Source organism: Corynebacterium sp. NPDC104732, from assembly GCF_055583565.1.
The window spans coordinates 15802-31229 of record NZ_JBVJNS010000006.1; the positions used below are offsets into that span (position 1 = coordinate 15802).

The following is a 15428-nucleotide window of genomic DNA, read 5'->3' on the forward strand; positions in this document are numbered from 1 at the left end:
TGGGATTTTGTTCAACAAACCTTATGTGATCTATCTCCCTGCCCTTCAAAAGCTGGGGTGAATGTCTCTAGAATGGAGACGAATTTGGCAAGACCTAAGGAGTATAAGGCGTGGCCATCGAATCAGAATCGATCAAGCACACTGAACAGTGGCAAGGATTCACAGAGGGGGAGTGGCAGCGGTCAATCGACGTTCGCGACTTCATCCAAAAGAACTACCAGCCCTACGAAGGCGATAAGGAGTTCCTCTCTGGCCCTACAGACAAAACCCTCGGTCTGTGGGAAGACCTCGAAAAGAACTTCCTCTCGGTGGAACGAGAGAAGCGAGTCTACGACATTGACCTGGAAACCCCAGCGGATATTGACGCATTCGCACCCGGATACATTTCCGAGAACGATGATGTGATCGTCGGTCTGCAGACCGACACTCCGCTCAAGCGCGCAATGATGCCGTTTGGCGGTTGGCGCATGGTGGAAACCGCAATCCAAGAGGCAGGCATGGAAGCCAAGCCTGAGGTCAAGGAGATCTTCTCCCGCTACCGTAAGACTCACAACCAAGGCGTCTTCGACGTCTATACCCCACGCATCCGCGCAGCCCGCTCGTCACACATTATCACCGGCCTGCCAGATGCCTACGGTCGTGGCCGCATCATTGGTGACTACCGTCGCGTGGCCCTCTACGGTGTGGATCGCCTCATCGAAGAAAAGAAGGCCGATAAGAACGCTCGCGCAGACATGCCATTCTCGCAAGACTGGGCACGCGACCAGGAAGAGATCGCAGAGCAGATCCATGCCTTGGAAAAGCTCAAGGCCATGGCTGCTGCCTACGGCTTCGACATTTCCCGTCCCGCTGACACGGCAAAGGAAGCCGTGCAGTGGACCTACTTCGGCTACCTCGGCGCGATCAAGTCGCAGGACGGCGCAGCAATGTCCTTCGGACGTGTGTCTGCCTTCTTCGACATCTACTTCGAGCGTGACTTCAAGCGCGGCATCCTGGACGAACAAGCAGCCCAGGAAATCATCGATGCCCTGGTGATCAAGCTGCGCATCGTCCGTTTCCTTCGTACCGAGGCCTACGACCAGATCTTCTCCGGTGACCCATACTGGGCAACCTGGTCCGATGCTGGCTTCGGCGCTGACGGTCGCACTCTCGTGACAAAGACTTCCTTCCGTCTGCTGCAGACCCTCGTGAACCTGGGCCCAGCACCGGAACCAAACATCACCATTTTCTGGTCGGAGAACCTCCCCGAAGGCTACAAGCGCTTCTGTGCTGAGATCTCCATCAAGACCTCCTCGATTCAGTACGAAGCTGACCGCCAGATTTCCGACCACTGGGGCGACGACGCCGCGATCGCGTGTTGTGTGTCTCCGATGCTCGTCGGTAAGCAAATGCAGTTCTTCGGCGCACGCGTCAACGCCGCGAAGTCGCTGTTGTACGCGATGAACGGTGGCCGTGACGAGATGACGGGTAAGCAGATCGTCACCGGATATGATGCCATCGAGGGCGACGGCCCACTGGACTTTGACCAGGTTTGGGAGAAGTACGAGGACATGCTCAGCTGGGTGGTCGCCACCTACGTTGAGGCCCTCAACATCATCCACTGGAGCCACGACAAGTACGCCTACGAGGCCCTGGAAATGGCGCTCCATGACACCGACATCGTCCGCACCATGGGCTGCGGTATCGCCGGCCTGTCCATCGTGGCTGACTCCCTGTCCGCCATCAAGTACGCCAAGGTGTACCCGGTTCGCGATGAAACCGGCCTGATTGTTGACTACCGCACTGAAGGCGACTTCCCTCGCTACGGTAACGATGACGACCGCGCCGACGAGATCGCTGCCACCGTCGTCCACACCGTGATGAGCAAGATCAAGGAAAACCCGATGTACCGCAATGCGATCCCAACGCAGTCGGTACTGACGATCACCTCGAACGTCGTGTACGGCAAGAACACGGGTAACTTCCCATCGGGCCACCGCGCAGGCACCCCATTCGCCCCAGGCGCAAACCCAGAAAACGGAGCCGATACCCATGGCATGCTGGCTTCGATGCTGTCCGTCGGTAAGCTCGACTACAACGATGCCCTCGACGGAATTTCACTGACCAACACCATCATCCCAAGCTCCCTCGGCCGCAATGAAGACGAGCAGATCACCAACCTCGTCGGCATCCTCGATGCCGGCATGGTGGTCAAGGGCTAACCAGGAAAAGGAGACCAAAAATGGCTGCAACCTATGAAGAGCGACTCGCCTCGATGAAGGCTCAGCGCGAGAGCAACGGTGGCGTTCAGGGCCTGTACCACGCCAACGTTAACGTTCTCAACCGTGAAACCCTCGAAGACGCAATGGAGAACCCGGAGAAGTACCCACAGCTCACCGTCCGTGTGTCGGGTTACGCCGTGAACTTCGTGCGCCTCACCCGTGAGCAGCAGCTCGACGTGCTGTCCCGCACGTTCCACGACCAGATGTAACACGACTACCGCACAGCGGTAAACGAGCCGGGCGCAAGGGAGACACTCCCGCGCCCGGCTCGTTTTAAGGAAGAACGATGGCAAATCAGCAGCTTGATGCTCGCACATACTTCAGGGTAGGGGAGGGCTCTACCGGCGAGTATGCGCCGCAACCCCTGGAAAATGAGGTCCCCCGCGCCGCCGGAAAAGGCTTAGACGGAATCGCGCGCGCACCTGAGATGACCCACCACGAACACATCATGGCAGTGCGCAGTGGTGACCTCGGGTCCCTGCACTCATGGGAATTGGTCACAGCCATGGACGGGCCAGGAACCCGGATGACGGTGTTCTTCGCAGGCTGCCCATTGCGCTGCCTGTACTGTCACAACCCGGACACGATGCACGCACACGACGGCACCCCAGCCACAGCGGATGCCGTTCTCGAACGCATCAAGCGCTACCAGGCCATCTTCCACGTCTCCAAGGGCGGTGTGACGTTCTCCGGAGGAGAGCCACTGATGCAGCCAGCTTTCCTGGCCAAGCTGCTCCGCGGTGCCAAGGAAATGGGGATCCACACGGCCATCGACACCTCCGGATTCCTCGGCCGAAACCTCAGCGACGAGATGCTATCAAACACCGACCTCGTTCTCCTCGATGTCAAGTCCGGCCTACCCGATTACTACGAACGAACCACCGGCCGGAAACTGCAGCCGACCATCGACTTTGGCAAACGCCTATCCAAAGCCGGGGTGGAGATTTGGGGTCGCTTCGTCCTCGTGCCAGGCCTTACCGACGACCCCCGCAACATCGAAGCCGCCGCAGAAATCATGAAAGGCTGGAGCTCACTATCACGAGTTGAAGTACTGCCCTTCCACCAAATGGCGCGCGATAAATGGGAGTCTCTGGGGATGGAATACCAGCTCAAAGACGTGCAACCACCGAGCAAAGAGGACACCGAACGAGTTCGCGAGATCTTCCGCTCTCATGGGTTGAAAACGCTTTAGGGCTGGGGCCCGTTGCTGGTGGATGTTTCAGCCAGATGTGTTTCGACCGGGGGCTGACTAAGCGTTTAGTGCGCCAATAGCAAGATTTGCCCCATGTTAGGAACGTTCCTCTTGGTGTGACCTGGGGTTTTGTTGTAGCAGAGTGTCTAACGTGGGGTGGATTGTGTGAGGTGCCAAGATTTGCCCCATGTTAGGAACGTTCCTCTTGGCGTGGCCTGGGGTTTTGTTGTAGCAGAGTGTCTAACGTGGGGTGGATTGTGTGAGGTGCCAAGATTTGCCCCATGTTAGGAACGTTCCTCTTGGCGTGACCTGGGGTTTTGTTGTAGCAGAGTGTCTAACGTGGGGCGGATTGCGGGGAGGCAGCAAGAAATGCCCCGGGCTGAAGCCCAGCCGCTCCACTACTATGGTGGAAAATTCCGCAACTTTGGGGCGTGATGGTGCGTAAGAGTGGTCCACTAGGTTGTGTGTTGGCCATTGTGGTGCTGGGCGCGTGCCTTGTCCCGGCGATGTTCGGTGCGAAGCTCTTCCTAGGGACGCACCCTGGGGCAATACCAGGATCGCGCACGCAAGAAAAAGAGCTGCTGCCTGTCCTCAATGACGCCGTCGGCCCGCTTCCGGCCGCGTTTAGCGCTGAGGCAAAACTCATGGTGAACAGTGGGGTGAGTTTCTCGGCGAGGGGGACGGGGACGGTGGAGGATGGCGTCGTCACGCACCGCATGCTTATCGACGCCATCTCCCAGTCGAATCCAGGTTCCGTCCAGGTGCGCCCTTCCACAACTATCGATACGGGGGATGCAAAAGCGGAGATCACCGGCGTTGACACCGCCCGGCTTGACGCCATGGCGGGACTCGCAGGTGAACTTGCTGGACCAGCAAAACAAGTGAAGGTAAGCCTAGATCAACCCCGGCTGTTTGTTCGTGCTGGTTATCGTCTGGCCGAAACCGCTGATGCGAACGGTGGGGAAGCAGGCCCCTGCGAGGCTGCGAGGTCAGAGTTTGTTGCGCAGTTGCCTGAAATTGCGGAACTGCAACGTCAAGGAGTTCCCGTGGAGGCGGAGTTCATGCAGTGTAGCGATAACGCTCCGGGCGCTGAGTTCCCTGGATTCGCTCCCGCAGAGCAGGTGAAGGATGTTGACCAGCTGCTACGCGGCTCGCTAGGAAACACCGTGTATTGGGCCAAACTGAGAGACGACGGAAAGGTATATGTTCGCTTCCGCGATGGGCAAGAATCTGCGGAAGCGAACTGGCGGGCCCAGTGGAGGCACGGCGAGGTGAGCGTGTTTAGGGGATGACATCCGCGAGGTAGGGGTATGTGAAATGGGCTGTGTAAATCGCGGAGTACTTCCTCCTAAAATTATTCTGCGGGGGTGGGAAGGAACCCCGGAATGACATAGCTAACTCTCGCGTAAATTATCGTGCATTCGAGAACTTACAGCGCTTTTTAACTAAGGTGGACCTGTGGATTCCCTGTACCTGACAGCGTTGCTCTTTTCGATCATTGGTGGCCTCACGGCGTCGGTTCTTCGCCTGCCTCCACTGATCGGATTCCTGGGTGCCGGTTTCGCGATTAGCGCGATTGGGCTGAACGAGATCCCGTTCATTGATGTGATGGCCGAGCTGGGCGTGACCACGTTGCTGTTCACAATCGGTCTGAAGCTAAAGCCCCGCGAGGTGGCTGGTCCGCGCGTTATTGGGTCAGCGACGGTACACGCGATCATAAACACCCTGATCTTCGCAGTAATTTTCGGTGCCGCGCGTTTCCTGCCGCTAAAGGAAGTGATGGGGCTTGATGTCACGGCCCTTATCTACATTGGCATTGCCACGTCATTTTCCTCGACGGTGTTTGTGATGTCTCAGCTGCGGGAGCAGAACCGTAACGGGTCGTCGGTTGGGCGTATCGCGATCGGCGTGTTGGTGCTGCAGGACATCATGGCGGTGGGCGTGCTGGTGTTTTCCTCCGGCCGGATTCCGGAGCCGTGGGCCATTGCGCTGCCGCTATTGTTGCTGCTCCGGCCATTGGTGTCGCATATGCCGGACCGGATGTTCCGCCGTGAGATGCTGGTCTTGACGGGCATCGGAATCGCCGTCGGCGCGTACTCGTTGTTTGAGCTGGCTGGCGTGTCCGGCTCATTGGGGTCGTTGGTAGCAGGCATGGTGCTGTCTGGGCACCCGGTGTCGGAGCGGCTTTTCGACGCCCTGGTCAGCGTCCGCGAGCTGCTGTTGGTCGCCTTCTTCATCAAGATCGGCTTGGGCGGATTGCCGGGGGTTGGCGGCTATCTGATCGCAGGGCTCTTGGTTGTTGCCTTGGTGGCGAAGGCCCTGATTTTCATGGTGACCATTCACCGCATGGGGATGTCCTCGCGCACCAGCGTGCTCTCTGGCGTGACGTTGGCCAACTACTCCGAGTTCGGTCTGATCGTGATGTCGGTGGCGGTGACGAACGGGATCCTCGAGCCGTCCTGGACCTCCATCATGGCTATCGCCGTAGCTGGCAGCTTCATCGCAGGGTCGGCGATGGCTAAATTTGAGGACCCAATTCTGCACGCTGCGCTCCGGCACCTGCCGGAGTTGCCACCAGAACGCCTTGCCCCGAACGAACGGCCCGTACACATCGATGATGCTGACGCCCTGATTTTCGGCATGGGGCGCGTTGGGCTCGGCGCCTACCACCGCTTGGAAAACGAATATGGCATGAAGGTCTACGGCTTGGACTTCGACGAAGACCGCATCGAACTGCTCCGGGAGACCGGGCACAACATCATCGCTGGGGATATCACCGACTCTGAGCTGTGGTCACGCATTAAACTCAGCAAGCGTCCACGGGTCATCGTGATGGCAATCCCATCCCACTACGATGCGCTCCACATCCTGGAAGCCATCAGACGGTCCAACACCGAAGTGGTTGTAGCCAGCACCACCCAAAAACGCCAGCACTGCCAACCCCTACGCGAACAGGGGGCGGACGTCGCCGTCTATCTCTACGATGGTGCTGGCGAAGAGCTTGCCGACCAAGCAATGCGCGCCTATCTGTCCAAGTAACGCGGGCTATAGGTGTCGGTAAGCTGCGTGGGCGAGGCGCTCCAACGGGCCTTTCCCACGGTGCCACGCACACACCGCGCACACCGCCAGCATGCCGATCCCCACCCAGAGCTGTGGAAGCGTAAAGCCCAGCGGCCACGTAGTAGGGCCACCACTATAAGGGGCGGGCTCCGGGACGTACATCGTCCACCCAAACGTCACCGACCCCTCGCCAAAGCCCGCGGCCAACGCCAATCCCAACGCGTACAGCGACACCGCATGCCGCCCCACGTTCTCCAGCAGACCCCATGCCGGCAACGCCAACGTCAGCAAACCGAACCCTGCCATCAACAGCGTTCCAGGGCCATTTAAGAACACATCGGCAAACGCCATCCACAGCCCCACGCCAATGCACACCGCGCCGAGCGCCCCCAACACCCACCACGGAACTCGCACCAGCAACATTCCCAACACGCCTACCAGCAGCCACCGCCACGGATCAAAAGAACCAAACTGCGACACCTCAAAAACAATCGCTATGGCAGCAGCCAGCGCTAGCACCCACCAACGCTGCCCGAGGAGAAACGCTCCTACCAGCAGAATTAGCGCAATACCGGCCGTGATCTCTTCAATCACGACCATCGGGTTGACCACCTGATGGATAACACCAAACAGCAAGGCCCAAAGCAGCACCGCAAACCGGTTATCCCTGGTTTGGGCAGTGTTTGTTATGGTGGCGCCCACACCAACAGCCAGCGCTCCCACCGCCGCATTCCAGACCAACATGTCAGGCACCGGAGGAAGCGAAAAGAATCGCCACACCAACAACAGCGTCGAACCAATACCCAAAATGGAAAGGGATCTCATAAGAGTTAACAGTAGTGCGGTGATAGGGATTTGGGGTGGGAAACTAACCCCTTCGCCTTGGCTCAACCACGAGCAGGGGATTTGCGCAGGGTAGGCGTAGGGATTTACTTCTCCTGACTAATCGCTATCAAATCCCCTTATTAGGGTTTGGCTCGTTGGACACCAGCGTCAGCACAGGCTCGGTCCCATTGAGGGTGAGCTCGTAGGTGAGCAGGCGAGACGGTGCGACCGAGGCATCTCCCGGCATCCACCCATAGGTATCGACGTACACCTTCGAGTCATCCCACCTCAGAGCGCGAATGTGCGCGCGTAGCGCTGTCATGTCCCCTTCGGTCCAGTCAGAGACGGCAGTGATGAAGTTCAGGTCGTTGTCATAGATGAGCAGGTTGGTGGGCCAGGATGCGCCACCCTTATCGCAGTTGTAAGCGACCACGGCTTCATCGCGACCGTCACCGTTGATGTCGGTATAAGCGCCCTGTGGTGTCCCATCTTTGTTGCGGATCAGCTGGGCTAATGCATTAGGATATTGGCTGTGCTTTTCGACGGGCAGTTTACCATTTACCAACCGCCCGCCTTCATGCCCGCACAAAGGTGGCACTTCGAGCGTTTCCAAAGCTTCAACCGGAATGACCTTGTTTTCGGGTTGTGCCGGTTCAGCTGGTTGCTGTGCTAGTGTCCCGGATTCGGTCGCTGCTTCCACGACAGTGGTGACGGTGACCATGTCGGCATCAGGTGTTTGTCCCTGGGAACAGGCGACGAGGGGCAGGACGGCCAGAGTAGTGAGCAGACGTTTCATGCCTTCACGGTACGACAATCGGTTTCTTTTGGCTCAAAGATTCGAGGATTGTTATCCATCCGCAAACTGCTATTAGCACTAATGACGCTGGAACCGTAAAAACGGTGGGCGCGAGAGCATCGTCAGGATTGGATACAAGAATGCCGCCTCCAACCATGGAAATGGCGACTAGCAGGATATAGCCGATCTGCATGAACGTCTGCCCGGTGTTGAATAAAGCAATGGAGCGTAGCACTGCAAACGGGACGAGGACGAAGGCCGCAAAAGACAGTGGGATCAGTAAGAGAAAGTAAATGCCCATCTGAGGGTTGTCATTGGTTAGTAGAACAACAAGAAGAATAGCCCCGAGGATCAGGTGGGCGAAGATGAAGAAGGATGTGTCGAGCGGTTTCATACTCCTAAAAGTTAATGGAAGTACTGAGAGACTGCCCGATAAGTAGCAACGAAGCGCTCACCGCGACGATGACAACCAGCTTATTGAGTAAAACCGTGTCAATTCGCCGATTTATTTTCCCTGCGATAAACAGCCCCAACGCCGCCAGCGGGAGATATGCGCCCGCCACCACGACGTGATGCATGGTTACGTGTTGGCTGAGCGTCAAAATGGTGAGCGATATGAGACAGCCGATGACGAAGGTAGCTGAGAGGGTGCCGCGTACCTTCGCTGGGTTGAACCGCTTGAGCACCAGCGCCATGGGTGGGCCACCAATGGACGTGGTGGTGCCAAGGAAACCGGAAGCAACACCTGCGATCACGGTGTTTCGATTATTGTGGCGGGGTGTCCACCCGAGCCAGGACAGGGACATCGCCAGGATCACGGCGCAGCCAATGAATAACTGCAGGCCACGCAAGGAAAGTACCGTCAGTGACCATGCCCCAAGCAGGGAACCCGGAAGCCGAGCGAGGGAAGAAATACCCACGAGGCGCCATTCGGTCTCGGCACGGTTCTTCATCAAAGTGTAGGCCGCGATGAAGAAAGCCAAAATGAGCAGTACCGCAGGGAGCAGATCCGGTTTGATGAGCGCAATGATAGGTGTTGCGATGGTTCCCAGCCCGAATCCGATGGTGCCTTGGATAATGGTGCCGGCCAAAACCAGCACCCCAATGAATATGTACACCGCGGAGATATCCACGCTAAGAACCCCTCGCAAAAACTAGGAAAAATAGGACGCACCTAGCCTAGCGCTCGTTAGCCAAGTGGGCCGGATTCGCCCTCAGCTGCCGTCAGCAACGTTCCGTCAGCAACCAGGGAGATGGTCGCTTCAATTTCAGGGGAGAGGAAGCGGTCCGTATCTGGTGCTGGAACCTGCTCACGCAGTGCACTGATCACCGCGTGAACCGGAGCCGAAGGTGCCTCGGCCCGCATATCGATGGCGCGCGCTGCAGTGAGAATTTCGATGGCGAGAACGCGGGTGAGGCCATCGATGGCTTTCCGCAGCTTGCGGGCAGCAGACCATCCCATAGACACATGGTCTTCTTGCATCGCGGAAGAAGGGATGGAATCCGCGGAAGCGGGGTTGGCTAGCCGCTTCAGCTCAGACACAATGGCTGCCTGGGTGTACTGGGCAATCATGTGGCCCGAGTCAATGCCAGGGTCATCGGCTAGGAAAGCGTTCAGGCCACGGTTGCGGGCAGTATCCAGGAAGCGGTCCGTACGACGCTCAGAGATGGAGGCCAAATCTGCGACGACGATAGCGAGGAAGTCGAGCACATAAGCAACCGGAGCTCCGTGGAAATTGCCGTTGGAACGGACCTCCCCGTCCTTGGTGACTACCGGATTATCTACCGCCGAGTTCAGTTCGATGTTGGCTACATTCATGGCGTGCGCGACGGTGTCGCGGAAACCACCTGCCACCTGTGGCGCACAGCGGATGGAGTAAGCATCCTGCACTTGGGTGGTTTTGAACTCTTCGAAAGCGGCGTCCAGCAGCGGAGAGCGAGAAGCGAGCTTGAGGATATTGGCTGCCGATACTGCCTGGCCGGCGTGTGGGCGCAGTTCGTGTAGGTGTGGCTCGTAAACCCCGGTGGTGCCACGCAGTCCCTGGACAGTCATTGCGGTAGCAAGATCGGCGTGCTTGGCCAGTTGCTGCAAATCAGTGATAGCCAGACACAGCATTCCGAGCATGCCATCCGTGCCATTGATCAGCGCCAGCCCCTCCTTCTCACGCAGGACGATCGGGGTGATACCCGCTGCAGCGAGGGCGTCACCAGCAGGGAGTTTGGTTCCGCTGGCATCACGGACGAAACCTTCGCCCATCGCCGCGAGAGCGCAGTGGGCGAGCGGTGCCAGATCGCCGGAGCAGCCAAGGGAGCCGTACTCGTGGACCACGGGAGTGATGTCGGCATTGAGAATGTCGGCGTAGGTCTGCGCGACTTCGGCTCGGACACCAGTGCGGCCGGTCGCGAGCGTCGACAAGCGCAGCAGCATCAACGCACGCACCACTTCTTTTTCCACCTCCGGTCCGGAGCCTGCGGCGTGCGAGCGGACGAGGCTCAGTTGCAGCTGGGCGCGGAGCTCGTGTGGGATGTGGCGGCGTGCGAGCGCACCGAAGCCAGTGGAAACGCCATACACTGGGGTCTCTTGCTCGGCTAGGGCTTCAATGTGGGTGCGGGTGGCGGTGATCTCAGTAAGCGCTTCCTCAGTGAGTTCGACGCGGGCGCCGAAGCGCGCCACCTTGACGACGTCAGTAATGCTCAGCCCGTACTTGCCAACGGCCACGGTCATGGTGTCCTCCTTGGTTGATTAATTTCAGTCGAGTGTAACGGGGAACACAGTTGGATCTGTAGGGGAAGATTATGAAGAAGTCTGAAATGCCAGACTTTTGCAGTCTGTAGTGTGTTCCAGCACGCGGTATGTGGTGAATATGATCCGGGTTACAAAATCTGGAAGGGAAGGTTATATGGAACAACGAACAGGTGGCCTGTCCCACCGCCATCTACACTTCATCGCCCTCGGGTCAGCTATTGGCACTGGTTTGTTCTACGGCTCCGCCGGGGCAATCCAAGCTGCGGGCCCGTCGGTCCTCATCGTTTATCTCCTGGGCGGCGCAGTCGTCTACTTCATGTTGCGGGCACTGGGAGAAATGGCGGTGCGCAACCCCATCACCGGTTCGTTTGCGGAGTACGCGCGACAGCACTTGGGCAATTGGGCTGGATACATCACTGGTTGGATGTTCGCCTTCGAAATGATCATCGTGTGCCTGGCTGACCTCTCGGCTATTGGCATCTATATGAAAATGTGGTTCCCCGATACCTCGCAGTGGGTGTGGGTGGCAGTAACCCTTTTGATTGTCGGTGCTGCGAACTTGGTCACCGTTAAAGCGTTCGGAGAACTAGAGTTCGTCTTTACCCTGATCAAAGTGGGCGCAGTCATAGCAATGATCCTGGGTGGCGCAGCCATTTTGATCTTCAACCTTGGCAACGGTGCTCACAACCACGGGGTAGACAACCTGTGGAACGACGGCGGGTTTATGCCCAATGGCATCGGCGGACTCGTGGCCTCCTTCATCCTGGTGCTGTTTGCCTTCGGCGGTACGGAGATCATCGGAGTCGCGGGCACGGAAGCAGAACACCCCGAGCGCTCGGTGCCCAAGGCCATCAACACCGTCCCGATGCGTATCCTGCTGTTTTACGTTCTTGCCATCACGATCATCCTGATCCTGAATCCATGGCGCACGATCACCGGCGATGAGTCGCCATTCGTGCAGATCTTCTCCTCCCTCGGTGTCACCTGGGCTGCCGCCCTGCTCAACATCGTGGTGATCTCGGCTGCACTGTCCGCGATCAACGCTGATCTGTTCGGTGCTGGTCGCGTCCTGACAGGCCTCGCGAAGCAACAGCTCGCCCCACCTGTGATGGGTAAGATTGTTCGCGGTATCCCCGTCATGACCACCGTCATCCTGGTGTTCGTGCTGATCGTAGGCGTCGCCCTCAACGCCGCGCTGCCAGATCGCGTGTTCGAAATCGTCGCTTCCCTGGCAACGTCCGCCACCGTGTATGTCTGGCTGATGATCCTCCTGGCGCACGTCGCTTCACGACGCAACCTCACCCCATCCGACGTCGCTGCGCTGAAGTATCGGGTTCCGTTTTGGCCGTTTGGCCAGTACTTTGCCATCGCGTTCATTTTGGGAACCTTCGGGATCATGGCCTGGATCCCGGACTATCACGTAGCTCTTGTGGTAGGCGTGGGATTCCTCGCGGTGATGAGCGCGCTGTACTTCCTGGTGGTGCGCCACCGAGTGGAATAAGGATGGCTTTAAGATACCTCTCGCGAATCAAAGCCCCCATACCAGCAGGTATGGGGGCTTAAATCTATGATTTGGCTACACCAGTGAACCAGCAACGTAGGTCTGGTACGTCAATGGCATTCCTGGGCGATACGCCAGGTCAATGGCGTGCGGGGTATCCAAAACATGCAGGTCCGCCGCGGCTCCCACCACGAGGGATCCCTTTGCTGGGCGCCCTTGGGCGTCCAGGCCGGATCCTAGGGATTCGCGTCGTAACGCGCGGGCGCCTCCCCAGGTTGCGGCCTTGATGGCCTCGTCGAGGGTGAGTTCCTGCTGGAGGACCGCAGTGCCAACGCAGAAGTTCATCGCGGAGGTGTACGAGGTGCCGGGGTTCAGGTTTGAGGCAATGGCAACCGTGACACCGGCGTCGATGAGCTTGCGGAGGGGAGTCAGTGGCGCGCGGGTGGACAGATCACATGCCGGCAGCGCGGTTGCGACCGTGTCGGAACCGGCGAGCAGTTCAATGTCTTCGTCGGTAACAAAGTTGACGTGGTCCACGCTGGCAGCGCCAACCTCCACGGCGAGCGCCACACCTGGTCCCAGCCCCAGCTGATTGCCGTGCACACGTGGGGTCAGGCCCTTGGCCAGGCCAGCGTGGAGCACGCGGCGGGATTGCTCTTCATTGAAGGCGCCCCGCTCGCAGAACACATCGATCCAGGTGCAGTAAGGGGCGACGGCGTCGAGCATGGGGCCGCAGACGAGGTCGACGTATTCCTCGGCGTCCGCTCCTGGTGGCACTAGGTGCGCGCCGAGGAAAGTTACGTCCTCAATGCGGGAGGCGGCGATGCGCGCTGCTTCCTCCTCAGAGGCGACGTCCAAGCCATAGCCGGTTTTGGTCTCCAAGGTGGTGGTGCCACCGGCGTGAGCAGCGGCAATGCGCATATCCAGCAGCTCAGTGAGGCGATCTGCCCCGGCATTTCGGGTCGCGTCCATCGTCACAGCGATACCGCCGGCCTCGTAGGACTTCCCGGCGATGCGCGCTTCGAATTCGGCGGAACGGTCGCCGTCGAAAATCATGTGGGTGTGGGAATCGACCCAGCCAGGAAGCACGGTGCGGCCGCCGAGATCAACACGATCATCGGCGGCCGGTGCCTGGCTGGCAGAACCGATCCATTCGACCACCCCGTCCGTGGCCACGAGGGCCGCGTCCGGCACGGTGCCCAGCTCGGACACCGTGCGAAGTTCGGAAATTCCAGTAAAAAGTGTGCTCAAGGCTACTTCTCTCGGGAGTTGAACGGCATAGGGATACGGACGCCACGTTCCTCAGCGACCTCCTGCGCGCGATTGTAGCCAGCATCCACGTGGCGGATCACGCCCATGCCAGGGTCGTTGGTCAGAACGCGGGAGAGCTTCTCGGCTGCCAGGTCGGTGCCATCAGCGACGGACACCTGGCCAGCGTGGATAGAACGGCCGATGCCGACGCCACCACCGTGGTGGATGGACACCCAGGTTGCGCCAGACGATGTTGCCGTCAGTGCGTTCAGCAGTGGCCAGTCCGCGATCGCGTCGGAGCCATCCAGCATGGACTCGGTTTCGCGGTATGGGGAGGCGACGGAGCCGGAATCCAGGTGGTCACGGCCGATGACGATCGGTGCCTTGACCTTGCCCTCGCAGACAAGATCATTGAACAGCAGGCCGGCCTTGTGGCGCTCGCCGTAGCCAAGCCAGCAGATACGCGCTGGCAGGCCTTCGAACTCCACGTATTCCTCGGCAGCATCCAGCCACCTGTGCAGATGCTCATTCTCAGGGAAGAGCTCCTTCAGGGCCTGGTCAGTGACGCGAATGTCCTCTGGATCGCCGGAGAGTGCAGCCCAGCGGAATGGGCCGAGGCCCTCGCAGAACAGCGGACGGATGTAAGCGGGGACGAAGCCAGGGAACTCGAAGGCACGACCGTAACCGGCGTGGCGGGCTTCGTCGCGGATGGAGTTGCCGTAGTCGAACACCTCAGCGCCCTCATCTTGGAACTCCACCATCGCTTGCACCTGCGCGGCCATGGACTCGCGCGCCTTCTTGGTGAAGGTCTCCGGATCCTGGCGAGCCTCGGCCTGCCAGTCGGCGAATGGGATTTCGGACGGCAGGTAGGACAGCGGGTCGTGGGCAGAGGTCTGGTCGGTGACGATGTCGACCTGAATGTCACCGGCGCGGTGGCGACGCAGCAGCTCTGGGAAGATATCCGCAGCGTTGCCTTCGACGCCGACCGACAGGGCGCGACCCTCGGTCTTTGCAGTGGTGGCGCGGGCAATGGCGTCGTCAAGGCTGTCGGCGACCTCGTCGAGGTAGCGCTTTGCTTGACGACGCTCCAGGCGCGCCCGATCCACGTCCGCGATGATGCACACGCCACCATTGAGCGTGACTGCCAGTGGCTGCGCACCACCCATACCGCCACAACCGCCGGTCAGGGTGATGGTGCCCTTGAGTGTGCCGTCGAAGCGCTTGCGGGCGATGGCGGCGAAGGTCTCGAAGGTGCCCTGCAAAATGCCCTGGGTGGCGATGTAAATCCAGGAACCCGCGGTCATTTGGCCGTACATCATCAGGCCCTCGGCCTCAAGCTTGCGGAATTCTGGCCAGGTGGCCCAGTCGCCCACCAGGTTGGAGTTGGCGATCAACACGCGTGGTGCCCATGGGTTCGTCTTCCAAATGCCCACCGGCTTGCCGGACTGGACGAGGAGGGTCTCGTCATCCTCAAGGTCTTTGAGGGAGGCAACGATCGCGTCGAAGGCCTCCCAGTTGCGGGCAGCCTTGCCGGTGCCACCATAAACAACGAGGTCTTCCGGACGCTCAGCGACCTCCGGGTCCAGGTTGTTCATCAGCATGCGAAGCGGCGCCTCGGTCTGCCACGATTTTGCGGAAATCTCGGTACCACGCGGGGCGCGGATAATGCGGGGTTCGGACATGAGGACTCCTGAGAAAGCTGTAGCTATCACCCTGTCGAGTGATCCGGTGGGGCCGGGGCTGTCATCACTCGAAAAGTCGATAGTGTTGTGGATCACTTACGGTCGCCAGTGTAG

General features: G+C 59.2%; 13 protein-coding genes. 6 read left to right on the top strand and 7 right to left on the bottom strand.

What is annotated here, in order from left to right; all coding sequences use genetic code 11:
- Nucleotides 1–110: 110 nt before the first annotated feature.
- From ACZ6ZO_RS05840 to ACZ6ZO_RS05860, 5 genes are all read left to right on the top strand, one after another.
- Entirely contained in the window at nt 111–2201 is a 2091-nt protein-coding gene (locus ACZ6ZO_RS05840; RefSeq protein WP_182385672.1) for a pyruvate formate lyase family protein, read from the top strand.
- Nucleotides 2202–2221: 20 nt separating this feature from the next.
- Nucleotides 2222–2470 carry an autonomous glycyl radical cofactor GrcA2 gene (grcA2, locus tag ACZ6ZO_RS05845; protein WP_182385673.1) on the top strand — a complete coding sequence of 83 codons (249 nt, stop codon included), beginning with the start codon at nt 2222–2224 and terminating at the stop codon, nt 2468–2470.
- Nucleotides 2471–2547: 77 nt separating this feature from the next.
- Complete coding sequence (gene pflA, locus ACZ6ZO_RS05850; RefSeq protein WP_465291239.1) at nt 2548–3453, top strand: pyruvate formate-lyase-activating protein; 906 nt, start codon at nt 2548–2550, stop codon at nt 3451–3453.
- 464 nt (nt 3454–3917) lie between these two features.
- Nucleotides 3918–4745 carry a hypothetical protein gene (locus ACZ6ZO_RS05855; RefSeq protein WP_465291241.1) on the top strand — a complete coding sequence of 276 codons (828 nt, stop codon included), beginning with the start codon at nt 3918–3920 and terminating at the stop codon, nt 4743–4745.
- 166 nt (nt 4746–4911) lie between these two features.
- Complete coding sequence (locus ACZ6ZO_RS05860; RefSeq protein ID WP_182385676.1) at nt 4912–6492, top strand: cation:proton antiporter domain-containing protein; 1581 nt, start codon at nt 4912–4914, stop codon at nt 6490–6492.
- Nucleotides 6493–6498: 6 nt separating this feature from the next.
- On the opposite strand, the gene ACZ6ZO_RS05865 is transcribed toward ACZ6ZO_RS05860, so the two are convergent.
- The 5 genes from ACZ6ZO_RS05865 to hutH all read right to left on the bottom strand — a co-directional run bounded on the left by ACZ6ZO_RS05865 (nt 6499) and on the right by hutH (nt 10859).
- The gene (locus ACZ6ZO_RS05865; protein WP_465291243.1) at nt 6499–7338 is read right to left on the bottom strand and encodes a hypothetical protein; all 840 of its coding nucleotides are present in this window, start codon (nt 7336–7338) and stop codon (nt 6499–6501) included.
- Between the two features lie 127 nt (nt 7339–7465).
- Nucleotides 7466–8134, bottom strand: a complete 669-nt coding sequence (locus ACZ6ZO_RS05870; RefSeq protein ID WP_465291245.1) for a hypothetical protein — start codon at nt 8132–8134, stop codon at nt 7466–7468.
- Nucleotides 8135–8138: 4 nt separating this feature from the next.
- The gene (locus ACZ6ZO_RS05875) at nt 8139–8528 is read right to left on the bottom strand and encodes a hypothetical protein (RefSeq protein ID WP_465291247.1); all 390 of its coding nucleotides are present in this window, start codon (nt 8526–8528) and stop codon (nt 8139–8141) included.
- A gap of 4 nt (nt 8529–8532) precedes the next feature.
- Nucleotides 8533–9267, bottom strand: coding sequence for a sulfite exporter TauE/SafE family protein (locus ACZ6ZO_RS05880; protein ID WP_343160271.1), 735 nt, complete (start codon nt 9265–9267; stop codon nt 8533–8535).
- Between the two features lie 56 nt (nt 9268–9323).
- Complete coding sequence (gene hutH / locus ACZ6ZO_RS05885) at nt 9324–10859, bottom strand: histidine ammonia-lyase (RefSeq protein ID WP_465291249.1); 1536 nt, start codon at nt 10857–10859, stop codon at nt 9324–9326.
- Nucleotides 10860–11034: 175 nt separating this feature from the next.
- On the opposite strand from hutH, the gene ACZ6ZO_RS05890 reads away from it, so the two are divergent.
- Nucleotides 11035–12381, top strand: coding sequence for an amino acid permease (locus ACZ6ZO_RS05890; protein ID WP_465291251.1), 1347 nt, complete (start codon nt 11035–11037; stop codon nt 12379–12381).
- Nucleotides 12382–12456: 75 nt separating this feature from the next.
- On the opposite strand, the gene hutI is transcribed toward ACZ6ZO_RS05890, so the two are convergent.
- Both hutI and hutU read right to left on the bottom strand, forming a co-directional pair.
- Nucleotides 12457–13632 carry an imidazolonepropionase gene (hutI, locus tag ACZ6ZO_RS05895; protein WP_465291253.1) on the bottom strand — a complete coding sequence of 392 codons (1176 nt, stop codon included), beginning with the start codon at nt 13630–13632 and terminating at the stop codon, nt 12457–12459.
- Between the two features lie 2 nt (nt 13633–13634).
- The gene (gene hutU / locus ACZ6ZO_RS05900) at nt 13635–15314 is read right to left on the bottom strand and encodes a urocanate hydratase (protein WP_465291255.1); all 1680 of its coding nucleotides are present in this window, start codon (nt 15312–15314) and stop codon (nt 13635–13637) included.
- Nucleotides 15315–15428: the final 114 nt, after the last annotated feature.

Coding starts and splice junctions, on each gene's coding strand:
- ACZ6ZO_RS05870 (WP_465291245.1), bottom strand. CDS start 8,134: ATGAAACGTCTGCTCACTACTCTGGCCGTCCTGCCCCTCGTCGCCTGT.
- pflA (WP_465291239.1), top strand. CDS start 2,548: ATGGCAAATCAGCAGCTTGATGCTCGCACATACTTCAGGGTAGGGGAG.
- hutH (WP_465291249.1), bottom strand. CDS start 10,859: ATGACCGTGGCCGTTGGCAAGTACGGGCTGAGCATTACTGACGTCGTC.
- hutU (WP_465291255.1), bottom strand. CDS start 15,314: ATGTCCGAACCCCGCATTATCCGCGCCCCGCGTGGTACCGAGATTTCC.
- ACZ6ZO_RS05890 (WP_465291251.1), top strand. CDS start 11,035: ATGGAACAACGAACAGGTGGCCTGTCCCACCGCCATCTACACTTCATC.
- ACZ6ZO_RS05875 (WP_465291247.1), bottom strand. CDS start 8,528: ATGAAACCGCTCGACACATCCTTCTTCATCTTCGCCCACCTGATCCTC.
- ACZ6ZO_RS05865 (WP_465291243.1), bottom strand. CDS start 7,338: ATGAGATCCCTTTCCATTTTGGGTATTGGTTCGACGCTGTTGTTGGTG.
- grcA2 (WP_182385673.1), top strand. CDS start 2,222: ATGGCTGCAACCTATGAAGAGCGACTCGCCTCGATGAAGGCTCAGCGC.